Origin of the sequence: Hamadaea flava (assembly GCF_024172085.1) — a bacterium.
Classification (GTDB): domain Bacteria; phylum Actinomycetota; class Actinomycetes; order Mycobacteriales; family Micromonosporaceae; genus Hamadaea; species Hamadaea flava.
This window is the reverse complement of the sequence record NZ_JAMZDZ010000001.1, coordinates 3,182,483-3,208,072: the sequence shown is the minus strand read 5'-3', so window position 1 is coordinate 3,208,072 and position 25,590 is coordinate 3,182,483. Positions and strand designations below refer to the sequence as shown.

The 25,590-nt window shown below is 69.1% G+C and carries 16 protein-coding genes; 10 read left to right on the top strand and 6 right to left on the bottom strand.

Annotation, left to right across the window (positions count from 1 at the left end; all coding sequences use genetic code 11):
- The first annotated feature begins 182 nt into the window (after positions 1-182).
- The 3 genes from HDA40_RS14995 to HDA40_RS14985 all read left to right on the top strand — a co-directional run bounded on the left by HDA40_RS14995 (position 183) and on the right by HDA40_RS14985 (position 12,885).
- Positions 183-10,769 (top strand): LamG-like jellyroll fold domain-containing protein, encoded by a 10,587-nt coding sequence (locus HDA40_RS14995; RefSeq protein WP_253756148.1) that lies wholly within the window; start codon positions 183-185, stop codon positions 10,767-10,769.
- A gap of 123 nt (positions 10,770-10,892) precedes the next feature.
- Positions 10,893-11,894 (top strand): zinc-binding dehydrogenase, encoded by a 1,002-nt coding sequence (locus tag HDA40_RS14990; protein ID WP_253756146.1) that lies wholly within the window; start codon positions 10,893-10,895, stop codon positions 11,892-11,894.
- A gap of 34 nt (positions 11,895-11,928) precedes the next feature.
- Complete coding sequence (locus HDA40_RS14985) at positions 11,929-12,885, top strand: TIGR03557 family F420-dependent LLM class oxidoreductase (RefSeq protein ID WP_253756143.1); 957 nt, start codon at positions 11,929-11,931, stop codon at positions 12,883-12,885.
- 25 nt (positions 12,886-12,910) lie between these two features.
- Here HDA40_RS14985 and HDA40_RS14980 read toward each other — a convergent pair whose 3' ends face one another.
- The 3 genes from HDA40_RS14980 to HDA40_RS14970 form a co-directional block, all read right to left on the bottom strand.
- A complete protein-coding gene (locus HDA40_RS14980; RefSeq protein WP_253756141.1) occupies positions 12,911-13,111 on the bottom strand; it encodes a hypothetical protein in 201 nt (66 codons plus the stop codon).
- Positions 13,112-13,117: 6 nt separating this feature from the next.
- A complete protein-coding gene (gene alaS / locus HDA40_RS14975; protein WP_253756139.1) occupies positions 13,118-15,742 on the bottom strand; it encodes an alanine--tRNA ligase in 2,625 nt (874 codons plus the stop codon).
- Between the two features lie 315 nt (positions 15,743-16,057).
- Positions 16,058-17,398, bottom strand: coding sequence for an FAD-binding oxidoreductase (locus HDA40_RS14970; RefSeq protein ID WP_253756137.1), 1,341 nt, complete (start codon positions 17,396-17,398; stop codon positions 16,058-16,060).
- A gap of 217 nt (positions 17,399-17,615) precedes the next feature.
- Here HDA40_RS14970 and HDA40_RS14965 point away from each other — a divergent pair, with 217 nt between their 5' ends.
- Together HDA40_RS14965 and HDA40_RS14960 are read left to right on the top strand one after the other, a co-directional pair.
- Positions 17,616-17,771 (top strand): hypothetical protein, encoded by a 156-nt coding sequence (locus HDA40_RS14965; RefSeq protein WP_253756135.1) that lies wholly within the window; start codon positions 17,616-17,618, stop codon positions 17,769-17,771.
- Positions 17,772-17,969: 198 nt separating this feature from the next.
- Positions 17,970-18,986 carry a coiled-coil domain-containing protein gene (locus HDA40_RS14960; protein WP_253756133.1) on the top strand — a complete coding sequence of 339 codons (1,017 nt, stop codon included), beginning with the start codon at positions 17,970-17,972 and terminating at the stop codon, positions 18,984-18,986.
- Here the strand turns inward: HDA40_RS14960 and HDA40_RS14955 are convergent.
- Complete coding sequence (locus HDA40_RS14955; protein ID WP_253756131.1) at positions 18,983-19,879, bottom strand: LysR family transcriptional regulator; 897 nt, start codon at positions 19,877-19,879, stop codon at positions 18,983-18,985. The genes HDA40_RS14960 and HDA40_RS14955 overlap by 4 nt on opposite strands.
- A gap of 79 nt (positions 19,880-19,958) precedes the next feature.
- Between HDA40_RS14955 and HDA40_RS14950 the strand changes: the two genes are divergently transcribed.
- Positions 19,959-20,750: an NAD(P)-dependent oxidoreductase gene (locus HDA40_RS14950; protein ID WP_253756129.1), complete on the top strand. Its 792-nt coding sequence runs from the start codon at positions 19,959-19,961 to the stop codon at positions 20,748-20,750.
- Positions 20,751-20,848: 98 nt separating this feature from the next.
- Complete coding sequence (locus tag HDA40_RS14945; RefSeq protein ID WP_253756127.1) at positions 20,849-21,265, top strand: RidA family protein; 417 nt, start codon at positions 20,849-20,851, stop codon at positions 21,263-21,265.
- On the opposite strand, the gene HDA40_RS14940 is transcribed toward HDA40_RS14945, so the two are convergent.
- Positions 21,255-21,977, bottom strand: a complete 723-nt coding sequence (locus tag HDA40_RS14940) for a hypothetical protein (protein WP_253756125.1) — start codon at positions 21,975-21,977, stop codon at positions 21,255-21,257. The genes HDA40_RS14945 and HDA40_RS14940 overlap by 11 nt on opposite strands.
- A 45-nt stretch (positions 21,978-22,022) precedes the next feature.
- Positions 22,023-23,141, bottom strand: a complete 1,119-nt coding sequence (locus HDA40_RS14935; protein WP_253756123.1) for an alpha/beta hydrolase-fold protein — start codon at positions 23,139-23,141, stop codon at positions 22,023-22,025.
- 89 nt (positions 23,142-23,230) lie between these two features.
- Between HDA40_RS14935 and HDA40_RS14930 the strand changes: the two genes are divergently transcribed.
- The 3 genes from HDA40_RS14930 to HDA40_RS14920 are packed head-to-tail and all read left to right on the top strand — an operon-like array spanning position 23,231 to position 25,511.
- Positions 23,231-23,749 (top strand): GNAT family N-acetyltransferase, encoded by a 519-nt coding sequence (locus HDA40_RS14930; protein ID WP_253756121.1) that lies wholly within the window; start codon positions 23,231-23,233, stop codon positions 23,747-23,749.
- 2 nt (positions 23,750-23,751) lie between these two features.
- Positions 23,752-24,645 (top strand): adenosine kinase, encoded by an 894-nt coding sequence (locus HDA40_RS14925; protein ID WP_253756119.1) that lies wholly within the window; start codon positions 23,752-23,754, stop codon positions 24,643-24,645.
- On the top strand, positions 24,642-25,511 hold the full coding sequence (locus HDA40_RS14920; protein ID WP_253756117.1) for an aminoglycoside phosphotransferase family protein: 870 nt from the start codon (positions 24,642-24,644) through the stop codon (positions 25,509-25,511). Before HDA40_RS14925 ends, HDA40_RS14920 begins: the two co-directional genes overlap by 4 nt.
- The last annotated feature ends 79 nt before the right edge of the window (positions 25,512-25,590 follow it).

Genomic DNA, 25,590 nt, shown 5'->3' with positions numbered 1-25,590 from the left:
CAGCGGAAAGAAGAAACGCGCCATGTGCCAACGACGTGAAGCCCTTACATCGACCTATTGCTAAATGGAAAGGTTTACAGGACACTCTCATTCACCTCCAGTCGGAGGGCCGTCGAGAGGAGTCCATGATGGACCGTCCTGGCCGCCGCCGCGTTGTCGCGGGATTCCTTCTCACGGCTGTGATGTTGCTGGTCACAGCCACTCCGCAGCCGGTGACGGTCTTCGGTCCGGTGGACCTGAAGGTGAGTTGGTTGTGGTCGTGGTTGGGGGCGCCGTCGGCGTTCGCGGGTGGGCGGCCGATCGGTCCGGTGCAGGAGTCTGGTTCTGCGGCGGGCCGGGGTCATTACGTCGGGTATGCGGAGACGAAGGCGGCTGGTGGGGCGGGCCGGGCTCCGGACAAGACGGTGGCGGAGCGGCAGGATGGTAAGACGCAGCGGTTGACGACGCCGGGGGTTCAGGGGTTCGCGCCGGGTAAGAGCACGCGTAAGGCGGATGGGTCGACGGCGGGTTCGGATCTGTTCGCGAATCCGGACGGCAGTTATACCCGTGAGGTGTCGCAGGGCACGGTCAACTTTCAGGATGGCAAGGGTGCCTGGCAGAAGATCGATGCGCAGGTGACGCCGGCGGGGGATCGGCTGGCGCAGCGGGCGAATCGGCTGGGGTTGCAGTTCGCGAACCGGGCTGATGATCGCATGCTGGTGTCGGCGTCGTTCGACGGTTTGGGGTTCGGCTACTCGTTGCAGGGTGCGGCTGGGGTTGCGGCGCGGTCGGGGGCGTACGCGGTGACGTATCCGGGGGTGTTGCCGGGTACGGACCTGGTTTTGGAGTCGCGGGAGAGTGGGGTCAAGGAGTCGATCGTTCTGCGGGAGCGGGGTACGCGGACGGAGTGGGTGTTTCCGCTCCGGCTCAATGGTTTGACGCCGGTGGTGGACGCCGGTGGTGGTGTGGTGCTGGCGGATGCGAAGGGGGCGGTGAAGGGCCGGATCCCGCCGGGGTTGATGCACGACTCGAGGTTCGACGGGTCGACGGGTGAGTTCACGACGTCCAACGCGGTCGCGTATTCGCTGGTCGAGGCCGATGGCGGGATCGGGTTGAAGGTCAGCGTCGACGAGCGGTGGCTGAATGCGCCCGAGCGGGTCTACCCGGTCACGATCGACCCGACGACGGAGTTCGCGACCACCGGCGACACCTACGTGTACTACGGGAACGACATCGACCACTCCGGCGAGGACGATCTGGCCGTCGGCACCTGGGACTCCGGTGCCCACCGCGGCAAGGCCCTGATGCACTTCACCGACTTCGCGGCCACCTTCGCCGGGCTGCGGATCACCTCGGCCAGCCTCAAGCTGTTCCTCTCCTGGCAGGGCAGCTGCTCGGCGCAGCCGTTCACGGTGCACCCGATCAGCACCTCCTGGGAGGTCGACACCGCCCGCTACGGCAGCGTCAACTACACCGGCCCCACCTTCGACGCGCAGATCGGCACCGCGACCCCGACGAACTACTCGGAGGCATGTGCCAACACCGGGAGCAACCGGACCGTCGGCTCCTGGGTGTCCGTGCCGCTGACGAAGGCGACCCTCGACGGCTGGCTGAACGGGACGCTGACCAACAACGGTCTGGGCATCTCCGCCTCGCAGACGGCGACGACTGATTTCAAGCGGTTCACGTCGCGCAATGGTCCGGCGGGGGCGGTGTGTGATGGTCACACGTGTGCGCCGTATCTGTCGGTGACGTATACGCCGAATGTGGCGCCGCAGATCGATTCGCAGTATCCGCCGCGGGATTATCAGGCGACGTCGTTGACGCCGGAGTTGCTGGCCAAGGGTCATGATCCGGATGTGTGGCCGAAGCCGGCGGTGCAGTACAACTACAAGGTCAACGACTCGACCGGTGCGCTGGTGGCCACCTCGGGGTGGACGTCGTCGTCGAGCTGGACGGTTCCGGACGGCAAGTTGCAGTGGTCGAAGACCTACTACTGGTGGGTCGTGTCGTATGACGGGTGGGCGACCAGTCCGGACCCGTTGAACGTGGCGTACTACTACCCGTTGTCGACTCCGCCGCCGCAGCCGTTGGTGACTTCGGGCTTGTCGCAGGACGGTGGTGGGCGTGGGTTCGAACCGGCTGCGGGCAATTACACGACTGAGGCGATGGACGCCCAGGTCGCCACGGTCGGTCCGGCGTTGGCGATCCAGCGGTCGTACAACAGCCGGGATCCGCGTACGGGGTTGGCGTTCGGGGCGGGCTGGTCGACGATGGTCGACGCGAACGTCACCGAGCGGATGGCCAGCAGCAGCGGTAAGACGGCGGTGATCACGTATCCGACTGGTACGGAGGTGGCGTTCGGCCGTAACGCGGACGGTAGTTTCAACCCGCCGCCGGGCCGTTATTCGGTGTTCACCACGGTCACCGGCGGCTACTCCCTGGTGGATAAGGACGGCACGACGTATCTGTTCACTCGGCAGGTCGCGGGCACGGTGGGCACGGATGCGGTGTATGCGATCACGTCGATCAGGGACGCGGCCGGGCGTACGTTGACGTTCGCCTATAACGCGTCGGGTCTGGTGGAGACGATCACGTCGGCGTCCGGTCGGGCGTTGCACTTGACGTGGTCCACGCCTGCGGGTGCGAGCAAGGCGCATGTGGCGACGGTGTACACCGACCCGGCCACGGCCGGGGATGCGAGCACGGTGGCGACGTGGGTGTACGCGTACAGCGGTGACCAGCTGACCAAGGTGTGTCCGCCGACCGATGCGACCCATTGCACCGTCTACGAATACGGCACCGGATCGCAGTACCCGACGGCGTTGCTGGATGCGGGTCCGCACTCGTATTGGCGGCTGTCCGAGCCGGCCGGCACCGTGAAGGCCAACAGCGATGTGCTCGACAACGGTGGCACCGATGCCGCCACGTACAGCAACGTGCAGCTCGGTCAACCGGGTCCGCTGCCGGGGTCGGCGGCCACCGCCGCGAGCTTCAACGGGACGTCGTCGTATGTGGAGGTGCCGGGCAAGCTGGTCAGCGCGGCCAGCTACCAGTCGGTGAGCATGTGGTTCAAGACGACCACCCCTGACTCGGTGCTGTTCAGCTATCAGAAGGATCCGATCACCGGCGGGACGACGGCCGGGAACTACACGCCGGGGATCTACATCGGCAGCAGCGGCAAACTGCGCGCCGCGTTCTGGACGAACAACGTCAACGCGGGGATCGTGTCGGCGAACCCGGTGACCGACGGCGCCTGGCACCACCTCGTCCTCGCAGCGGCAGGCAACACGCAAACCTTGTATCTGGACGGTCAGGTCGTCGGATCGCGTACCGGCCTGATCACGTTGATCGACGCCTACAGCGCGACCCACGAGTACGTCGGGGCCGGGTTCCTCGGCGGCGCCTGGCCGGACCAGTCGCACCAGTCGAGCACCTCCAGCGACGGATTCGCGAACTACTTCACCGGTTCGATCTCGGACGTGGCGTTGTTCGACCGGACGCTGACGGCGGCGGATGTGGCGAGCCTGCGTGGTGCGTCTGCTGCGGCGGCGCATCCGTTGACGAAGATCGTGCGCCCGTCGGGGGCGACGGCGGCGCAGATCACCTATGACCCGGTCAGCGGGATCGTGACGCAGGTGATCGATGAGCACAACGGGACGTGGAAGATCAGCCCGTCGGCGGTGGCCGGTTCGTCGCAGGTGTACGCCGCGTCCGTGCTGTCCGGTGGTCCGGCAGACTATCTGCGGATGAACGAATCCGGGGTGACCGAGGCGGTCAACGAGGTCAACGGCGGGATCGGCACCTACAACACGGTGACCCTCGGCTCGCCCGGCCCGTTCACCGACGCGACGGCGGGTAGGTTCAACGGCACCTCCTCCTATGTAGAGCTACCCGCCACGGATGTGCCGACGACGGGGCCGAACTCCGTGTCGATGTGGTTCACCATGCCGTCAGGGTCCACTGCGGGCGGCGTGCTCTACGCGTACCAAAGCATGCCTATGAGTGGCGATCTGAGCGTGAGCGGCTATTGGACCCCGGCGCTGTATGTGGGCACGGACGGCAAGCTACGCGGCGGTTTCTGGACCGGGAGTGCCGCGAACGTGCTGACGACCTCGGCCTCGGTGGCCGACGGAAAGTGGCACCACGTGGCGTTGTCGGCCAGCAGCACCAGCCAGTCGCTGTACCTGGACGGGACGCTGGTCGGGACGCGCAACGCGGCCCTGGTCGCCACCACCGCGACGTACGCCTACCTGGGCGCGGGCAAGTGGTCGGCGAGTTGGACCGGATACGACGGTGACAACGCCGGTTACTTCCCGGGTTCGATCGGGGAGTTCGCGTTCTACAAGTCGCAGCTGACGGCCGCGCAGATCGCGGACCAGGTCGCGGCGAGCAAGAACGCGTCGGCGGACGCGGCCGGCGCGGCGTTGGCCAAGAAGATCGTGGTGACCGATCCGACGAACGCCACCACGACCTACCTGTACGACGTCGAGAACGGCAACCGGCAGGTCGCCGAGATCTGGACCGACGGTACGCAGCAGCGGCAGACCACCTACGGCTACAAGGACGGCTATCTGCGTACGGTGACCGACCCGAACGGCAACGTGACGACCAGTGAGCAAGACGTGCGGGGCAACACGATCTCCGAGCAGACCTGCCAGGACCGGTCGGCCGGCAAGTGCTCGACGGTCTACTACACGTACTACCTGAACGCCACATCCCCGGGCGATCTGCGCAATGATCAGATCACCGAGATCCGTGACGGCCGATCGGCCAGCGCGACGGACAACACGTATTTGACGAAGTTCGAGTACGACGCGCTGGGCAACAAGATCAAGACCACCGATCCGCTGGGCCGGGTGGCGTCCACGCAGTACACCGACGGGACGACGATCGCGGCGGCGAACGGCGGGTTCGCCCCAGCCGGGCTGCCGTGGCGGGTCACCTCACCGGGCGGCCAAATCCAGACCACGACGTACTTCGCCAACGGCGACGTGGCACAGGTGACCGACCCGGCCGGGTTGATCACGAAGCTGGGATATGACGGATTGGGCCGGGTCGTCACCAAGACCGAGGTGTCGGACGGCTATCCGGCCGGACTCGTGACGAAGGTCGTGTACGACAAGTTGGGCCGGATCGCTCAGCAGACCGATCCGGCGACGACGAACCGGGTGACCGGCGCGGTGCATACGCCGGTGACGACGACGGTCTACAACTTCGATGGGCAGATCACGCAGCAGACGGTCAGCGACGCGACCGGTGGAGATGCGGCGCGGACCCTGAAGAACACCTATGACTCCCTCGGGCACGTCGCGACGGCGACCGACTCCGACGGCGATCTCACCTCGTTCGGCTATGACCAGTACGGGAATCTGACCAGGGAGGTCGACGAGACCGGATCGGAGACCCGGTACGCGTACGACGCGAACGGGCATCTGCTGACCACCACGTTGATCGGCTATACGGGCGATCCGAACAATCCGATCACCGCGCGGGATCTGGTGACCGAGTCGCGGGCGTACGACCCGGCGGGCCGGCTGGCCACGATCACCGACGCGATGGGGTTCGTGACGGCGTTCACCTACACCGACAACAATCTCGAAGTCGCGGTGATCAAGAAGAACGCCGACGGCAGCCAGACCTATGTGGCCGAGCAGAACGAGTACGACGCGGCCGGCAACGTGATCCGCGAATTGAGCAACAACAACGTCACCGACACTCGGTACACAGTGGACGCGGTCGGCCGGGTGACTGGCGAGACCCTCGACCCCAACGGCGTTGCGCGTAAGACCAGCTACACCTACAACAACGATGATCTGGTCACGGCGAAGTACTTCTCCGACAACTCCGGTTACACCTCGGCGGTGGGCAGCACCTACGACTCCGCCGGACGGATCACGTCGGACTGGGCGCGTACGCTCGGCGCCGGTAAGCCGGATGGTTGGTGGCGGTTGAACCCGGCCAGCGGCACCGAGGTCGTCGACAACTCCGGCGGCGACAACACCGCCACCGCCACGAGCGGCGTGACCTGGTCCGGCGGCGCGGGCGTCTTCAACGGCACCACGGGTTGGGCGACGACCACCGGACCCGTCCTGAACACCACGCAGAGCTTCAGTGTCTCGGCCTGGGTGAAGCTGGCGGTCAACACCGCCGGGCAGACCGCGGTGTCGCAGGACGCCTCGGTGAACTCCGGGTTCAACCTCCAGTACCTCAAGGGCCCGAACCGCTGGTCGTTCACCCGGAACCTGACCGACACCACCTCGCCCACCTCGGCGATGGCGCAGTCCACGGCGGCTCCGACGCTGAACACGTGGACGCATCTCGTCGGCGTCTACAACGCCGCGAACGGCCAGATGACGTTGTACGCCAACGGAACCGCGCAAGGAACGGCGACCGACACGACGCCGATCGCGTCGACCGGCGCGTTCGTGATCGGCCGCTCCAAGTACAACGGGGTACAGGAGGCGCCGTTCAACGGCTCGATCGGCAACGTGCAGGTGTATCAGCGAGCGCTGAGCGCTGCCGATGTGTCCAGCCTCTACGGCAACGGCCAGGCCGGTCGGCCGCTCGGCGACGCGTACAACACGACGACGTACACCTACGACCAGCGTGGGCTGAAGTTGTCCGAGACCGATCCGCTGGGTAACACGGAGTACTACGAGTACGACGAGTCCGACAACCTCGTCGTCACCACCAGCGCCCCGGTCAACGCCGAGTCCAACGGCGGCACCCCCGTCTCCTCGCGACCGGTCACCACCACCGGCTTCGACACCTTCGGCGACGAGGTCGAACTCCGCGACCCCGACGGCAACACCACCGTCGTCACCCGCGACGCCTCCGGCCGACCGGTCACCACCCGCCTCCCGGACTACACCCCACCCGGCGGCACGAAGATCACCGCCACCGTGTCCAAGACGTTCGACGGCGACGGCAACGTCACGAGCATGACCGACGCCCTCGGCAAGGTCACCAGCTATCGCTACGACCAACTCGGGCGGCTGGCCAAGGTGACCGAGCCCGGCGGGGCGGCCACCACCTACGTCTACGACCTCAACGACGAGCTGCTGCGGACCACCAACGCCCTGGGCGCGTACGCGGAGTCCACCTACGACTACCTCGGGCGTGAGGTCACTCAGTCCACCTTCGAACGGTCGACCTCCAGCACGTTCACCACCTCGTACGCGTACACCAGCGCCGGGTTCGTGCAGAAGGTGACGCAGCCGTCCGGGTCGTACGTGACCTACACGACGAACGCGGTCGGCGACGCGACGGCGCGGACGGACGCCGCGGGGAACGCCACCCAGTACCGGTACGACTACCTCGGCCGGCAGGTGGCCGTGACGGCCCCGGACGGGTCGAAGCGGACATCCGTCTACGACGAGCCCGGCAACATGATCGCGGGCAAGGCGTACGACAGCACCGGAGCGCTGATCTCGAAGATCTCGGGGACGTTCGACGGCAACGGCAACCAGCTCGCGATGATCGACGCGCTCGGTCATGCGACGACGTTCACTTATGACGCGACCGGGATGGTGACCGGGCAGACCGAACCGACGTCGGCCACCACGTCCATCACCACCTCGTTCGGCTACGACCTGCAAGGTCACCGGACCCGGTACACCGACGGGCGCGGCAACCGGCACCTGTCGACCTACAACGCGTGGGGGTTGCTGGAGTCCCAGATCGAACCGGCCACCACGACGAACCCCAACGACCGCACCTGGACCGTCGTCTACGACGCCGCCGGCCGGCCGGCCCGCCAGCAGCAGCCGGGCGGTGTGGTCGTGACCAACGGATACGACGTCGCCGGCAACCTCACCACTCAGACCGGCACCGGGGCCGACGCCGCCACGGTCGACCGCACCTTCGGCTACGACCTGGCCGGTCAACTCACCTCGATGAAGGCCGGCACCGGGAGCGACACCTTCACCTACAACGACCGGGGCCTGCTGACCTCGGCGACCGGGCCGTCGGGCGCGTCCAGCTTCACCTACAACGGCGACGGCCTGATGTCGGGCCGCACCGACGCCGCCGGAACCAGCACCTACTCCTACGACACCGTGGACCGGCTGTCGGGCGTCACGGACGCCTCGACCGGGCAGACGGTCGCGTACACCTATGACGGGCTCTCGCGCCTGACGAAGATGACGTACGCCTCCGGCGACAGCCGCAACCTCGGCTACGACAGCGCCAGCCGGCTGAACTCGGACACGCTGAAGACCTCGGCCGGAGCCACCGTCGCCGGCATCACCTATGTGTACGACTTGGACGGCCGGGAGACGACGAAGACGACGACCGGGTTCGCCGGATCGTCGGCGAACACCTACACCTACGACTGGGCCGGCCGGCTCACCTCGTGGAACAACGGCACGGCGACCACCGCCTTCGCGTACGACGCGACCGGGAACCGGACGCAGATCGGCGCGAAGATCATGGTGTACGACGAGCGTGACCAGCTCGTGGGAGACGGGTCCACGACCTACACCTACACCGCCCGGGGCACCCTGGCCTCGACGGCGACCGGGTCGACCACCCAGACGTTCGCCAGCGACGCCTTCGGGCAGCAGACGAAGATCGGTACGCAGACCTACGCGTACGACAGCCTGGGCCGAGTGCTGACCGCCGGGTCCACGACGCTGGCCTATTCAGGCCAGGACAACGACGTGGCCGGGGACGGCGCCGCGACCTACAGCCGCGGTCCCGACGACGAACTGGTCGGGGTCAAGCCCACCAGCGGCACGGGCGTCTTCGCCTGGGCCGACCTGCACACCGACCTTGTCGCGCAGTTCACCTCGACCGGGACGACGGTGAGCGGCTCGGCGACCTACGACCCGTTCGGCACGGTCACCGCGACCGCGGGCAAGGTCGGCAACCTCGGCTATCAGTCGGAGTGGACCGACAGCGCGACGAATCGCGTGAACATGCACGCTCGCTGGTACAACCCGGCGACCGGGCAGTTCGACAACCGGGACACCGTCGACAACGACCCGGTCCCGGACTCCATCGACGCAAACCACTACCAGTACGGCGACGGCAACCCGCTCCAGACGATCGACTCGACCGGGCACTGGGGCTGGAACCCGATCAAGGCCGTGAAGAAGGCCGTCAAGAAGGTCGCCCACAAGGTCACCCACTCGTCGGCCTGGCGCTACGCCTCCTCGTACGCGCGCTCGACCTGGCACGCGACGACCAAGGCGGTCAAGAAGGTCGTCCACCATGTGAAGAAGGCGGTCCGCAAGGCCGTTCACCGGGTGACGCGCGCGATCCGCCATGTGGTGCACCGTGCCGTGCATTACGTCAAGCACAAGTACAAGAAGGCGGTGAACTGGGTCAAGCACACCTACCACCGGGCGAAACACTGGGTGGCGAAGACCTACAACCACATCAAGAGCAAGGTGAAGAACACCTATCACCGGATCAAGCAGGCCGGGCAGCGGATCGTCCACAAGGTCGCGAAGACCGTCAAGAAGGTCGCCAACACGGTCAAGGACGCCTATCACGCCACCGCGAAGTGGGTGAAGGAGCATAAGGACACGCTCATCCAGGTAGGCGCGATCGTCGCCGGAGTGGCGGCCGGGCTCGCCTGTACCGCCGTCACGGCCGGCGCCGGTGCGGCCGCCTGCGCGATCGGTGCCGCGGCCTTGATCAACCTCGGGAAGGACGCGGCGACCGGCAACATCCACAGCTTCTCGGACGCGCTGGGATCGTTGGGTCAAGGCGCGATCCAAGGTGGACTCGGCGTCGTCACCGGTGGCGTGGGCGGCCTGGTCGCCGGGCGCATGGCCAGTGCGCTCGGTGGGTTCGGCGCCCGGGTCGGCGGCCGCATGCTGGCGGGCTTCGCCGGCGGCGCGGTCAGCGACACGGCGACGCAGCTCGCCACGACGGGCCGGGTGGACTGGACCGGCGTGGCCATCTCCGGTGGCATCGGCGCGGTGACCGGTGCGGCCGGCGGGCGCGGCGGCAGCAGCTGCCACAGCTTCCAGCCGGGTACCCAGGTCGTCATGGCCGACGGCAGCACGAAGGCGATCAAGGATGTCAAGGTCGGCGACAAGGTGCTCGCCACGGATCCCGCGACCGGCAAGACGGTGGCTCGCGAGGTGACGCGGCTGCACCGCAACACCGACTCCGATCTCGCCGACGTCACGTTGCAGGACGTGCGTACCGGTGCACTGTCCACACTGCACACGACACAGCACCACCCGTTCTGGAGCGTCGCCGAGCACGCCTGGGTGGACGCCGCCGACCTCAAGATCGGTACGCGGCTGCGGGACACCGCCGGGCGTACCGTCCAGGTCGTCGTCGCGGTCGAGACGTGGACCGGGTCGGCCGACATGCGCGACCTCACCGTCGCCGACGTCCACACGTACTACGTGCTCGCCGGCGGGCTGCCGGTGCTGGTGCACAACGTGAGCAGCTGCCCGGTTCACGGGTCCAGCCCGCTGCCGGGCGCGCACGCCTCCGAGTGCACCTGTCTCGTGCAGCGGCCGGGTGGTCCGCCGGCGTACAACGGGCGGATCTCCACGCGGGACCTGCGGGCCGCCGACTCCGGTGACGAGGGTGCCCGCGGCCGGATCGAGGGCGCGCTGGGCTCGGACCGGGCGACGGAGACGCACAGCTACACCGAGGAGGCCAAGGATCCCTACGAGATCTTCGAGGACAGCGAGAAGCCCTGGCAGCCGAACAAGTCGCAGACGCCGCCCAACCAGCGGGGCACCGGCCGCTTCGTGAACTCGAAACCCGGCAAGGTGATCATGAAACTCTGGGAGGTCTGGCGAGTCTTCGGCCAGTGACCGGCGCACCCCGCAGGCGGCGCGAGCCGCCTGCGGGGAAGCTGACCCGCCGATCGGGCCAAGGCTGCCGCCGATTGTGCCTAGGCTGGCGGTAGGTCCGACGAACCGAGGCGGGGTGGGGCGATGCTGGCCGGACGGCTGGACGTGAAGTCGCGCAAGTTCACGGTGGAGGATGTGCCGACGCCGAAACCGGGACCGGGCGAGGTGCTGGTCAAGGTCCAGGCGGCCGGCGTGTGCCTGTCCGACGTGCACCTCATCGAGGGCAGCCTGACGCCGCTCTACCTGCCCGGCGGGGTCGTCACGCTGGGCCACGAGGTCGCCGGGGTGGTCGCCGAACCCGGCCCGGGCGTGACCGCCTGGCAACCCGGGCAGCGCGTGTTGCTCCAGGCGGGGGAGGAGCGCGGCGGCCAGGTCTGGACGCGTGGCGTCGACTACGACGGCGGCTGGGCCGAGTACGCCCTGGCGACCGAGTCCACGCTGGTCGCGATCCCCGACGACCTCTCGTTCGAGCAGGCATCCATCATTCCGGACGCCGTGTCGACCCCTTGGGCGGCGATCACCACGACCGCGCAGACGCCGCCGGCGGTTCCGGTCGGCGTGTGGGGTGTCGGCGGCCTGGGTGCGCACGCCGTCCAGTTGCTGCGGCTGATCGGCGCGGCCCCGATCATCGCCTTCGATCCGCTCGCCCCGGCCCGGGAACGAGCCGTCGAGTTCGGGGCGGACCTCGCTCTCGACCCGGGCGATCCTGATCTTCGTATGCAGGTCGGGACGGCCACCGGCGGGGCGGGACTCGCCCGCGCGTTCGACTTCGCGGGCGTGCCGCCGGTACGCGAGCAGGCCGCCAAGTTTCTCGGCAAGGACGGCCGGCTGACCCTCGTCGGGCTGACCGACAAGCCGCTGACGATCAGCGACGGCACCCGGTTCAGCTATCTCGGGCAGCAGATCCTCGGCCACTACGGCTCCACCGACGAGCACGTACGCCAACTGGTCGACCTGGTCCGGCTGCACCGGATCGACTTCGCGCGGTCGATCAGCGACGTCCTGCCGCTCGCGCAGGCGGAGCAGGCCGTGGAGCGCCTGCAGAAGAAGGAGGGCAATCCGATCCGGTTGATCCTCCGGCCCTGAGCGTGACCGGCCGGGAGCGGGGTAACAGCCGGTCATGCCGGAGATCGGATACACCTTGATGGGCGAGCAGAGCCCGCCCCGCCAACTCGTCGACGACGCGGTGGCCGCCGAGCGGGCCGGTTTCGACTACGCCGTCTGCTCCGACCACTACTACCCCTGGTTGTCCGAACAGGGGCATTCCCCGTACGCCTGGGCGGTTCTGGGGGCGGCCGCGTACGCCACCGACCGGATGGGGCTGATGTCCTATGTGACCTGCCCGATCCGGCGCTATCACCCGGCGGTGGTGGCACAGAAGGCCGCGACGGTCTCGCTGCTGTCGCAGGGGCGTTTCATTCTGGGGCTGGGCGCGGGGGAGAACCTCAACGAGCACGTCGTGGGCGCCTGGCCGCACGTCATCGAACGGCACGCCATGTTCGAGGAGGCGCTGGAGATCATCCACGCGTTGCTGTCGGGCGGCGTACTGCATTATTCGGGGAACTATTTCGAGGTTCCCGAGGCGCAGTTGTGGGATGTGCCCGAGCTGCCGGTGCCGATCGGCGTCGCGGTCTCCGGGCCGGACTCGATCGACCTCGCCGCCCGGTACGCCGACGTCCTGGTCGCCACCGAGCCGAGGCCCGAGCTGGTGACCGCCTTCGACACCGCGGCCGGGCCCGGCAAGCCGAAGTACGGCCAGGTCCCGATCTGCTGGGGGCCGGATGAGGACGCGTGTCGGAAGATCGCGTACGACCAGTTCCGGTGGTCCGGCCTCGGCTGGCCGGTCAACGCCGAACTGCCCGGACCTCGCTCGTTCGCGTCGGCCACCAAGTCGGCGACCGTCGACCACGTCGCTCAGGAGATCACCTGCGGTCCCGACGTCGGCAAGCACGCCGAGGCGGTGCGCAAGTACTTCGACGCGGGCTTCACGCACGTCGCCGTGGTGCAGATCGGCGCCGACAGCCAGGGCGCCTTCCTCGAGATGGCGGAGCGCGAGCTGCTGCCCGCGCTCCGCTGATCGCTCGATCGATTCTCTCGATTGATCACTCGATGTCGTCCACGTCCTGGTCCTCGTCCGGAAGGTCCCCCTCCAGGGTCTCCGGATTCGGGTTGTAGCCGGGGAGCTGCTCGACGTCGGGATCGTCGATCACGTCGTCGTGCGGCTCCCGTAGCAAGGAGTCGTCCTCGGCGGCGATTGATCCGTCGCCGCTGCGCGGCTGGTAATCACGCCCATATCCGGTCATGCCCGATCAGTTACCCCCAAGCACCCGGCGGCATACCGCCCGCGCCAGCTCCAACGCCTGGTCCAGGCCCTCGACGCGCCGTCCGCCCGCATTCGCCAGCGGCCCGGTGCCGCCCGCGCCACCGCCGACCGCCCGTCCCGCGTCGCGCAACAGCTCGACCGCCTCACCGCTGCTCACCGCCGCGACCAGCTGCGCGCGCTCGCCGTCGGTCAGGCCCAGCACCACCGCGCCTGGCTGAGGCAGCCGCCGCAGCACGTCGGACGCCAGGCCGCGCAGCTCGTCGCCCGCCACGCCGGTCACCCGGCGGACCACGATCCGGCCGGACCCGCACGGCTCGCCCCGCGTCGCGAGCTCGCCGCCGAGCAGGTCCAGCTCACGGCGGCGATACGCCGAGAGCTGCTGCTCCGCCGCGGACAGCGCCCCGAGCTTGACCGTCAACTGCTGCACCACGGTGTCCGTGGGCGAACCGAGGAGCCGGGTCACCTCGCCGAGCACCCGGCGTTCCCGATCCGCGTGGCGCAACGCGTCCAGGCCGACGAGCGCCGAGACGCGGCGGAGTCCCGCGCCGACGGACTCCTCGCCCAGCAGTCGGACGGGACCCGCCTGGCTGCCGTAGCCGACGTGCGTACCGCCGCACAGTTCGCGGGAGAAGTCGCCGATGTCGACGATGCGTACGGTGTCGCCGTATTTCTCGCCGAACAGCGCGGTCGCGCCCGCCCGCTCCGCCTCCGACCGGGTCGCGTGCCAGACGCGTACCTCGGGGTTGCTGAGCAGCCGCTCGTTGACCTGCCCCTCGATCGCCGCCAGCTGATCCGGCCCGACGGCGTCGAAGTGGGTGAAGTCGAACCGTAGCCGACCCGGTTCGACCAGCGAGCCGTGTTGTTGCGCGTGCTCGCCCAGGTGTTCCCGGAGCGTCGCGTGCAGCACGTGGGTCGCGCTGTGCGCCCGCGCGGTCGCCCCTCGGCGTACGCCGTCGACCTCCGCGAAGACCTCGTCGTCCACGCTGACGACGCCGGAGCTGATCTGTCCGGAGTGGAGGTAAAGGCCGTCTCCGACCGCCTTCGTCGAGTCGACCCGGATCACCCCGCCGTCCCGCGTACGCAGCACGCCGGAGTCGCCGACCTGGCCGCCGCCCTCCGCGTAGAACGGGCTGCGGTCGAGGATCACCTCCACCCGGTCGCCCTCGGTCGCGACCGCGACGTCACCGCTGCCGCTGACGGTGCCGAGGCTGACGATGCCAAGGACGTGCGCCTCCCCGGACAGCTGGTCGTAGCCGAAGAACTCGGTCGGCCCGAGCTTGCCCAGCAGTTCCCGGTAGACCTCGTCCGACGACGGGCCGGCCGACCGCGCGTCCCGCGCCCGCCGCCGCTGCGCCTGCATGAGCAGCCCGAACTCGTCCCGATCCAGCGAAAGCCCCGCGTCCTCCGCGATCTCCGCCGTCAGGTCCACCGGGAACCCATACGTGTCGTGCAGTTCGAACGCCGTCGCCCCGGGCAGCACCCCGCCCGGCTTCGCCGACAGGATCGCCACGTCGAGCAGCCGGGTGCCCTGGCGTACCGTGCGGTCGAACGCCTCCTCCTCCCGGCCGACGACCTGCTCGATCACGGGCCGCCGGGTGATCAGCTCGGGCCACTGGCCGCCGAGGTTCTCGATCACCGTGCCGACCAGGTCGCCCAGGAACGGACCGTCGATACCCAGGAGACGCCCGTGGCGTACGACTCGGCGGAGAAGCCGGCGCACCACGTAGCCGCGACCCTCGTTCCCCGGCAGCACCCCGTCGGCGATCAGGAACGCGCCCGCGCGCAGATGGTCGCTGACGATGCGGTAGGACGTCTGTGATCGCGTGGGCGCGATCTGGTAGTCCTCGCCGGTGATCTCCTGCAGCCGCCGCAGCGTGGGCGACAGCAGGTCGGTCTCGCAGATGTATGCGCGGTCCTGGAGGACCAGCGCGAGCCGGTCGACGCCGAGTCCGGTATCGATGTTGCGCGCGGGCAGCTCGCCGCGGATGTCGTAGTCGCTGTCACCGCGCAACTGATGGATGAAGACGAGGTTCCAGAGCTCCAGGAAGCGCTCCTTGTCGACCGCCGGGCCGCCGCCGAGACCGAACCGCTCACCCCGGTCGTAGAAGATCTCCGAGCTAGGCCCGCCCGGCCCCGGAAGTCCCATCGACCAATAGTTGTCCTCGACGCCGAGCCGCTGGATGCGCTCGTCGGGAAAGCCCAGGCGCCGCCACAGCTCGACGGTCTCGTCGTCGCCGTCGAGCACGGTGATCCACAGCCGCTCCCGGTCGAGCCCATAGCCCTCGGTCAGCAGCTCGTACGCCCACGGGACGACCTCGTCCTTGAAGTAGTCCCCGAAGGAGAAGTTGCCCAGCATCTCGAAAGAGGTCGCGTGCCGGGTGGTCTTGCCGACGCGCTCGATGTCGACCGTACGCAGACACTTCTGCAGCGACATGAGGCGTGGATGCGGCGGCTGCCGCCGGCTGAGGAAGTACGGCGCGAACGGCACCATCCCCGCGTTGACGAGCAGGAGCTGGGAGTCCTCGGGGATCAGCGACGCCGACGGGAGCTCCGGATGATCGCGATCCGCGAAGAAGTTGAGGAAGGTACGGCGAATGTCGGTGGAAAGCATGGCTCGGCCTCTTCTGGGACAGGCCGCGATGCGCTCACAGAAGCCCTGACGGGGCTCCTCGCCGCTGCTGAAGAGACAGCCGTCTGCGGCGCGATGCGGTGGATAAGGAAGACAGGCAGGACTCGCCGAGCCGGGCCGGAAGATCAGGCGAGGACGAGGTCCCCGGACTCCCGCTCGGCGCAGCTAGCTCGCTGCTCCACCGCGTACATGTCGAACAGTCTAGCGCACGTGGGGCCGCATGATCAGCGGAAGTCTCGTGGGGTTATGGCACCGCGAAACCTCCGCTGATCATGGGTGCTGCCGTGGTGATCGGAGTCAGGCGGCGCGGCGGAGGGGGTGGTCCGCCGGGGCGGTGACGGTGTGGCCGAGGCGGAAGAAGTTCTCGGGATCGTAGAACCGCTTCACGTCCCGCAACCGCCGCAGGTTCTCGGCGGAGAAGGCGGTCGCGGTACGCCCGGTGTCGGCGAGGAAGTTGAGGAACGTCCCGCCGATCCCGTACGCGGCCAGCCGGGCGGCGGTGTCGGGCTGCGGCGTGTCGAGGATCACGGAGAACGGCGCCTCCCGGTGGCCGGCGGGGCCGGCGTCCGGGCCGGGGTCGGCCATCGCGCCGCCCCAGTGGCGGATCTCCACGGTGGACCCGGTCGCGTGGTGGACGGCGAGCAGCTCGTCGATCGCCGCGCTCGGCAGGGCCGGGAAGAAGTCGAGGTGGCGAGCGGCGGTGCCGCCCATCGCGGCTTGGGCGTACGGCAGGACGCGTAGCTCGTCGTGCAGAACGGGTCCGGCCGCCGCGAGCATCGGCGCCAGGAGGCACCGGGTCTGCGCGGGATCCCCGGAGTGCAGCACCTTCAGCATGATCACGCTGCGATCGCGGAGCGCCGCCGGCACGTCGTCGGTGGCCGGCATGCGGCGTACGACCAGGGCGGTGCTCAGCTCGTCGGGCAGGGTCGAGGCCCAGGTCTCATAGCAGGCGATCGTCTCCCCCGAAAGGGGTACATAAAGGAATCCGGCGGTGACCTGGTCGACTGGGTAGAGCTGGAACTCCAGCGAGGTGACGATGCCGAAACCGCCGCCGCCCCCGCGCAGCGCCCAGAACAGGTCCGGGTACTGATCCGGTCCGGTGGTCAGCAGCCGTCCGTCGGCCGTCAGCACCTGTGCGCGTACCACGCTGTCGGAGGCGAAACCGAAGCGGCGCGCGAGCCAGCCCACTCCGCCGCCCAGCGTGTAGCCCGTGACACCCACGGTGGGCGAGCTGCCCGACAGGGGCGCGAGACCGAACGGCGCCGCGGCCGTGAGCACCTCGCTCCAGCGCGTGCCGGGGCCGACGCGGGCGATCCGTCGAGCCGGGTCTACCAGCACCGACGTCATTCCAGTGGTCTTGAGCAGCACGGCGTCGTCCGCGGCGACGTGCGTGCCGTGGCCCGTCGCCTGGACCGCCAGCGGTACGCCATGCTGCCGCGCTGCGAGGAGCGAGGAGCGAATGTCGGCGACGTTGGCGGCTTCCACTACTACGGATGGGCGTGGGTCGAGATCGGCCCGCAGCGGCCGTCTCAGCGCCTCGTACGCCGCACTGCCGGGCGTGTGCACCGTGCCGGTGACGCGACGGCGCAGATCCCCGTCGAGAGTGGACTGTCGGGCGTTCGTGGCGATCCGGTTCATTTCGTGCTCCTACAGCGTTCGCGTGTCGTCTGGCGAATCCGGGTCGAAGTCAATGGCGGATTCTCGACACCACGGCTTTGGGTTTTCTGCTTGGTTAGACCGATCCGGCGATGCAGACTCATCGGTCGGGTGCGAAGATCTTTCGACTGAGTCATAGTGGGTAGTGACGCGGTGACATTGGTCGATCGCGTTCCGCTATCGAAGGGAGGCCAGGTTCGTGAAGAAGTACCTGAGCTGGATCGCGATCGCCTTCTTGATCTTCTTCGTCGCGTACCGCCCGTCCGCGGCCGCGAACCTGGTCAAGAGCATCGGAGAGGTTCTGCTCGACATGGCCAACGGGGTCGGCGATTTCTTCAACGGGCTGGTGAGCTGACGTTCACACTGATGTGAGCTGACGCTTTCGGGTGGAGCCTTCGGCGGTTGCCCGGTACCCTCGGTCACGGCCGCCGTCAGGCGACACCCCCTGTGTCGGCGGTGGCTGCCGCCGTCGAACCATTCGATGATGTGCTGCTCACGCCTGGATGAGCAGCTGGGGAGTCGGCCGGCGGAGACGGAAGGACCGATCCCCCAGATGAGGCTGACGACCCCGGCTCGACGACGATCCATAGTCTTCGCGTTACTCGCCGTGATGTTCTCGGCGGTCTTCGCGGTCGGCTCGACGCCCGGCTATGCCGAGCCGAGCGACTCCGAAGGCGCGTCCGCGAAGTTGCGCAAGGCGCTGGACGAGGCCAGCCGTGGCTACCTCGACGCGAAGACCGCGCTCGACCGCTCGACACAGCGGCAGACCCAGCTCACCGGCGAACTCACCAAGCTGGAAGCCGATCACGCCGACAAGGTCACGAAGGTGCGCGCGATGGCGGCCGCGGCGTACCAGGCGGGCCGGCTCGGCACCGTCTCCGCGCTGCTCGGCGCCGAGTCGCCGGACGACTTCGTGGAGCGCGTGTTCACCCTGAACGCCGTCACGGCCAACGAAGACGGCACATTACGGGACATGGTTCGAGCCCGGGACCGGGTGACCGCGGCGAAGGCGACCTTGGCCGAGGAGATCGACCAGCAGAAGAAGCAGGTCGCGATCATGGCCGCGCGCAAGAAGCAGGCCGAGGACGCATTGACCGCGGCGGGCTACGGCACCTCGACGAGCGGCCCGACAGGTCTGGTGAAGACGGCGAAACCGGCGCCGCGCAACTCGGACGGATCGTGGCCCAAGGAGTCGTGCTCCGTCGACGATCCCACCACCAGCGGCTGCATCACCCCGCGTACGCTGCATGCCTTGCAGCAGGCCAAAGCGGCCGGCTTCAACCACTACGTCTCCTGCTACCGCGTCGACGATCACGGTGAACACCCGAAAGGCCGGGCCTGCGACTTCGCCGCCGCGAAGAGCGGTTTCGGCGGAGTCGCCAGCGGGGCCGACAAGACATACGGGAACAACCTCGCCGCGTTCTTCGTCAAGAACGCCGATCGGCTCGGCGTCCTCTACGTGATCTGGTTCCGCAAGATCTGGCTGCCCAGCTCGGGTTGGCGAACCTACAGCGGCAGCGGCAGTCCGGCCGCCGAGCACACGAATCACGTGCATTTGTCCGAGTATTAACGGAACGTCGCCGCGACCTCGTCGAGGTGGTCGAGGAAGCGCACCACCGCTGGTGGGCGCGTCCGCCCGGCGAGGGTCGCGGCGTAGATCTGCCGGACTGATTCGTCCTTTTTGTCCAGGCGCAACAGCGTGATGTCGGCCGGGATGCTCCGCGTGGCCAAGGCCGGCACGAGCGCCACCCCGAGCCCGGCGGCCACGCAGCCGAACTTGCCCGTCCACTCGGCCGCCACGATGTCGATCCGCGGCTCGAACCCGCTGGGCAGGCTCGCGCGCAGCAGGGTGTTCTCGGCGGTCGCGGAGCCGGCGATGAACGCGTCCTCGGCCAGCTCAGCGAGGCGTACCGTGCGGCGGCGGGCCAGCCGATGATCGCGGGGGACCGCGACGAGCAGGCGTTCGTCGAGCAGGTGGTGCAGCTCGAAGCGCTCGGTCTCGAACTCGTCGACCGGCGACGTGCTCACCACGGCCACGTCGGCGTCCCCGGCCGCGAGCCGATCCAGCAGGCGGGGGGTCAGGCCCTCCACAAGCGACAGGCGAACGTTCGGGTACGCCGTCCGGAAGCCCGCCAAGGCCCGGGGGACGAGGGCGGCGACCGCGGTCGGGAAGGCACCCACGCGCAGGCGGCCGCTGCCGAGCCCGCGCAGATCGTCCAGCCCGCGCCGGGCCGCCGCCAGGCGGTCGAGCACGGCTTCGGCGTACGGCTGGAACTCCCGGCCCTCGGCGGTCAGCTCGACGCCGCGCGGCAGCCGGTCGAAGACGCGTACGCCCAGCTCCGCCTCCAGCGCGGCGATCTGCCGGGAAACGGCCGACTGCGTGTAGCGCAGGGACTGCGCCGCCGCCGTGATCGACTTCAGCCGGGCCACGGTCCGGAATACCTCGAGCAGTTGGGTCTCCACTCATCCATGCTATCCGCGCATGGGTCGTATTCCGGAGATTCGTTGGCGGCATGGCTGTGCCCCGCCTAGCGTCAAGGTCATGAGCGAGATCGCAGTGCTGGGCACCGGCCGCATGGGTACGCCGATGGCGCGCCGCCTGATCGGGGCGGGCCACCGGGTGCGGGTGTGGAACCGGAGTCCCGAACGGGCCGAGCCGCTGGCGGCGGACGGGGCGAAGATCGCCGCGACGCCGGCCGAGGCGGTCGATGGGGCCGACTTCGTCGTCACGATGCTGACCGACGCCACCGCTGTGCGGGCGGCGCTGGACGCGGCGGCCCCGAGCCTGCGGCCGGGCACGATCGTGGTGCAGACGTCGACGATCGGCCCCGACGAGGTACGCGAGATCGCGGGCCGCCTCCCAGCCGGCGTCGGCCTCCTCGACGCCCCCGTCGGCGGCAGCGTCAACGCGGTCGAAGCCGGGACGCTGGTCGTCTTCGCGGGCGGGTCGGCGGACACGGTCGCCGCGGCCGAGCCGGTGCTGCGCCCGCTCGGCAAGGTACGCCCCACCGGCCCGATCGGCACTGGGTCGGCGGTGAAACTCGTCAACAACACGGCGATGGTGACCGCGCTGGCGGCGTTGCACGACAGCCTGACCGTGGCCGACTCGGTCGGCGTCGACCGCGACGTGGCGCTCGACGTGCTGGCCGGTGGGCCGCTCGGCGGGGCGGTGCAACGGTTGCGTACCGCGGGCGGGAACTTCGCGATCTCGTTGGCGGCCAAGGATCTCCGGCTCGCCCAACGGGACGCCCCCGGTACGCCCGTCGCCGCGGCCGCGCTGGAGCGGCTCGCGGAGATCGCAGATCAGGACGCCAACGTCACCGCCATCGTCTGACCTTTCCCCATTTACCAGCAGATCAGGGATACGCAGGCCTCAACCGGCGATGGTTGCCTGCGTAACCGTGATCTGCAGCTAACGATGCAGGAGCAGAAGTGAACCTCACCCTCGACAACCCCGCCGCCGTCGCCGCCCCGTTCGGCGACCGGTTCGCCCACGTCGCCCGGCTCGACGTCGGCGGCGGCGCGCTGCTCTTCCTCGCCGGTCAGGTGGCCGTCGACGATGACGGCGCGGTGGTCGCACCCGGCGACGCCGGGGCCCAGTCCGAGCGCATCTTCGAGATCATCGAGGGGGTACTGGCCGCCCATGGCGCGGGTTTCGCCGACGTGGCGCACATCCGCACCTTCATGACCAGCCTGGACGACCTCCCGGCGTACGGGGCGGTGCGCCGGAAGCACTTCCCGGTCGAGTCCGGTCAGACGCCTCCGGCGAGCACCACGGTCGAGGTGAGCCGACTCTTCCTGCCCGGTGCGGTGCTGGAAGTGGAGATCACCGCCGTCGTCAGGAGCTGAACGAGACCGCGCAGGCGACCCGCTTTCCGCTGTCCTGGCCGCTCACGGTCGCCGGGCTGCCGTCGACTTCGATGGTGCACCGTTGCGGGTTGCCCGCCGAGTCGGCGGTCGATCGCATCCAGACGAGGAAGTCGCTCTTGGCGACCGTCACGGTCTTCTGCCACGGCAAGTCCGTCGTGACGGAGTGCTTGGTGACGCCGTCGTAGTAGTCGATGGTCACCGAGCCGCTGCCGCCCAGCGACAGAATCGCCTTGTGCTCGTCGTACTCGTAGCCGTGGACGCTGACGGCGATGGCACTCATCTCGCTGTCGTCCGCGCCCTGCTGATACTTCGAGTACGCCCACCAGCCGCCGCCTCCGGTCACACCGCAGCACAGCACGAGCACCACGCCGACGATCGTGACGATCAGTCCGGTGCGGCGCTTGCGCGGCCCGGCCGGCGCGGCGGGCGGCGGAGTGGGCGACGCCCCCGGAGTCGGCTGCGGTTGAAACGGCGGTTGCTGCTGGAACGGCGGTTGCTGCTGGAACGGCGGCGCCGGATGACCCTGCTGCGGCGGGAACTGCTGCTGCGGAAAAGCCTGCTGCGGATACTGTTGGTGCGGCGGGAGCGGCGGTGCCGTCGGGTATTGGGGCTGCGGATATCCGGGCTGGCCGGGCGGCGTCCATCCGGTCGGCGGCTCCTGCGGAGTCTCCGGAGGCGGCGGCATCGTCATGGCCGCGGATCGTAGAGGACTCAGCTGCCCGGCGATGCCCCGTTGTCACTCCGCGGGAAGCGCGACCGGCCCGCCGAGGAGATCGATGAGCCCGTCGGCCAGCCCGCCGCGCCAGCACGCGTAGTCGTGGCCGCCCTGGTACTCCCGGTAGGTCACCGGGATGCCACGGTCCAGCAGGATGCCGTGGAAGATCCGGTTGCGGGTCAACAGAGTCCGCTCCAGACTGCCCGCCTCCTGGAAGATCCGCAGCGGTACGCGGTCCGCGTCGGCGTACGCGTCGAAGAGGGCGGGCGAGTCGATCTCGTCGGGGGTGTCGGCCGACCGCCAGAACGAACCGGACTGGGTCAGGACGCGGCCGAACCGGTCGGGGTGGTCGAAGCCGATCCGGACGGCGGCGAGCCCGCCGAGACTCTGCCCGGCCAGCACGGTCCGTGCCGGGTCGGCGCCGACCGGCCATCCCTTGTGGACGAACGGCAGGATCTCGTCGAGCAGGAACGGTGTCAGGACGCCTGGCCGCGTGAGCGCCTGGTTGCGCGGCAGGCCGTGGATCGAGTCGACGCCGACGACGACGGTCGGCGGGATGGCTCCGGCCGCGTGCAGATTGTCGAAGACCGTGGTGACGCCGATGCCGTCCCACACCTTGCCGTCGAACAACACCGCCAGCGCGTACTCGGCCGCGCTGACCGCCGGGGCGTACACCCAGATCGCGGAGTCGCCGAGGGTGTGCCGGGTGAGGGTGCCGCAGGGCGCGTCGCTTGGTTCCACCCAGGGCTGCGCCGGGGCGTCGGGGAGGCTCAGCACCGACGCCTGTCCGTGGTTCGGCCACGTCGACGGGCCGATGCCCGCGCCGTGGCCGGGATCGGGATGGCCGCCGGTGAGGATCGCGGCCCACCGGTCGTCGTCGGGATGCCCGCCGCGCAGCGGCTCGTCGCGTACCGGACAGAACTGGTAGGAGGTGCGGAATCCGGCCGGCAGCCGCAGGGAGAGCCGCCACACGCCGTCGTCGCCCCGCTCCATCAGGTATGCCGTCAGGTCCCCGTCGTCGTGCGCGTAGTCGGTCGCGCCGATCAGGCGGACCAGGACGTCGTGCGCGGGGCGCTCGGGATCGTCGTCGCGCCAGTCGAAGTCGACCTGGCAGAAGTCACCGTCTCGCGTGATCAGCACTACGCCCCCCATTGATACAGCGCTATGGTCCGATGAGCCTATCGGGTGGGGGCGACAATCTCGTTGGACGGTCGCGGCATGATGGTCGCATGATCGTTCGCCGGGAACTGCCCGCTGACCAGGCCGCCGTACGCGCCGTGATCGCTGCGGCGTTCACCCGCGACGGCGGTGATCCGATCGAGGCGAGGCTACTGGACGAGCTGCGTGAAGACGCCGGTTGGCTGCCCCGCCTGTCCCTGGTGGCGGTCGACGGAGACGAGGTCGTCGGGTACGTCGTCTGCACCCGCGGCCGGGTGACGGGTGACCACGGCGACCTTCCGGTGCTGGGGCTCGGCCCGATCGGCGTACGCCCGGATCGGCAGGGCCGGGGCATCGGCCAGGCGCTGGTGCACGCCGTGCTCGGGGCGGCCGACGCCCTCGACGAACCCCTCGTCGCGCTCCTCGGCTCGCCCGCCTTCTACGGCCGGTTCGGCTTCCGGCGGTCGACCGACTTCGAGATCACTCCGCCCGAGCCCGACTGGGGCGAGTACTTCCAGGTCCGGCCGCTCACGGCGGACGCGCCGATGCCGGGCGTGTTCCGTTATGCCGCATCCTTCGAAGGACTGTGAAAGTGACCGACTACGACGTGCTCGTCCTCGGTGGCGCAGGTGTCGACACCATCGTCTACGTGCCCGAACTGCCCCTTCCGTACGCCGACAGCTACATGGTGCCGGCCATTCAGGCCCGCCCCGGGCAGACGGGGGACTTCGTCGCTCTGGGACTTCACGCGCTGGGACTGCGTACTCATCATCTCGACGTGCTGGGCGCGGATCGCGAGGGAGACCTCGTGCGTGACCTGCACGAACGCCATGGAGTAGGGTTCACGGTCGTGCCCACCGCGGCCGGGACCAAGCGGGCGGTCAATCTCGTCGACCCGGTGGGGCGGCGGTTGTCGCTCTACGACGTGAGCCGGGGCGACGCCGACGACCGCTTCCCGGAGGACCTGGTGGCGAAGCTGGCCGGGGTGAGTCGCCATGCGCATGTGTCGATCACGCATCCGGGTGCGCAGGCCTTGCCCGCGATCGTCGCCAGTGGCGCGACGATCTCCACCGACCTGCACAACTGGGACGGGGAGAACCCCTACCACCTGGGCTTCGCCGAGCACGCGGACGTCGTCTTCGTCTCGGCCGCGGCGCTCGCGGACCACGAGTCCGCGATGCGCGAGCTGCTCTCGCGGGGCCGGGCACGCGCGGTGATCGCGACCGCCGGATCCGCGGGCGCGTTCCTGCTCACCCGGGATTCCCAACGGGTACGCCATCAGCCCGCACTGGTTCCGCCGGCTCCGGTCGTGGACTCGAACGGCGCGGGCGACGCCTTCGTCACAGGTTTCTTGTTCGGGTTGCTGGACGGCGCCGACTGGGACACCTGTCTGCGCTACGGCGCGGTGGCGGGCGCGTTCGCCTGCACCATCCCGAGTACGCGCATGGAGTTCGTCTCCCGCGACGACCTGCTGGCCTCGGCGTGACCGATCGCTCCGCCCTCGACCTCGGTGCGCTGGAGGAGATCGGCCGGGGGATGGAGGGCGTGGTCTACCGCCTGCCTGGCAGCCGGATCGCCAAGGCGTGGTTCACCCGGGACGCCGCGCAGCTCCGGCCGCTCGCGGAGTTCTACGCCGAGCTGTCGTTGCCGTTCGCGACGCCGGAGATCCTCGACATCGTGGAGCGGGACGGTCAGGTCGTCACCATCGAGCGCGAACTCACCGGCGTTCCGTTGTCCTCGTCCGGACTCGACCTGGCGCAGCAGCGTGAGCGTGCGGTGACGGTGCTGGCGGCGCTGGCCGCCGCTGCGACCGGTCCGGCCGCTCGGGCGCTGCCGGTCTTCGGCACCCGTACGCCACTGTGGACGGCTGACACCTGGCGAGCCTCCCTGGTGAACCTGCTGGAACTCCGGCTGGCCAAGGATCATCAGGTGCTGCGGGCCGCATTGCCCATTGTGGACGCCATGGCCGAGCGGGTGGCCGCAACGCTGCCCGACCTGGCGCCGGAAGCCGAGCGCGCCGTCCACGGCGACCTCTGCCGGCCGAACGTCCTCGTGGACTCGGCCGGAGACATCAGCGGGCTCCTGGATTGGGGCTTCCTCAGCACCGCCGGTGATCCGGCGTTCGACGCGGCCACCTTCGCGGTCTTCTTCGACATGTACGGCCCGGCCGCCACCGAGCAGGCCGCGGCGATGACCGCCCTCGTGACCACCCGTCTCGGATACGCACCGGAGCTGCTGCGGCTGTATCAGGCGTACTACGCGCTGATCGGCGCGACGGCGTACGACGAGACGGGTCAGGACGGCCACTTCGCCTGGTGTGTATCGCTGCTTCGAAACGTGTCACTGCCGTGACATGAGCGCCGCCGTTCGGCCGTCTTGACCGGTCGCGAGTGGATAGTAAGGCTTTCTTACAATCTCGCGACAGAAAGGC

What these genes read in the sequence shown, in the direction of transcription:
- HDA40_RS14995 (WP_253756148.1), top strand. Translation starts at nt 183, where the DNA reads ATGTTGCTGGTCACAGCCACTCCGCAGCCGGTGACGGTCTTCGGTCCG.
- HDA40_RS14990 (WP_253756146.1), top strand. Translation starts at nt 10,893, where the DNA reads ATGCTGGCCGGACGGCTGGACGTGAAGTCGCGCAAGTTCACGGTGGAG.
- HDA40_RS14985 (WP_253756143.1), top strand. Translation starts at nt 11,929, where the DNA reads ATGCCGGAGATCGGATACACCTTGATGGGCGAGCAGAGCCCGCCCCGC.
- HDA40_RS14980 (WP_253756141.1), bottom strand. Translation starts at nt 13,111, where the DNA reads ATGACCGGATATGGGCGTGATTACCAGCCGCGCAGCGGCGACGGATCA.
- alaS (WP_253756139.1), bottom strand. Translation starts at nt 15,742, where the DNA reads ATGCTTTCCACCGACATTCGCCGTACCTTCCTCAACTTCTTCGCGGAT.
- HDA40_RS14970 (WP_253756137.1), bottom strand. Translation starts at nt 17,398, where the DNA reads ATGAACCGGATCGCCACGAACGCCCGACAGTCCACTCTCGACGGGGAT.
- HDA40_RS14960 (WP_253756133.1), top strand. Translation starts at nt 17,970, where the DNA reads ATGAGGCTGACGACCCCGGCTCGACGACGATCCATAGTCTTCGCGTTA.
- HDA40_RS14950 (WP_253756129.1), top strand. Translation starts at nt 19,959, where the DNA reads ATGAGCGAGATCGCAGTGCTGGGCACCGGCCGCATGGGTACGCCGATG.
- HDA40_RS14940 (WP_253756125.1), bottom strand. Translation starts at nt 21,977, where the DNA reads ATGACGATGCCGCCGCCTCCGGAGACTCCGCAGGAGCCGCCGACCGGA.
- HDA40_RS14930 (WP_253756121.1), top strand. Translation starts at nt 23,231, where the DNA reads ATGATCGTTCGCCGGGAACTGCCCGCTGACCAGGCCGCCGTACGCGCC.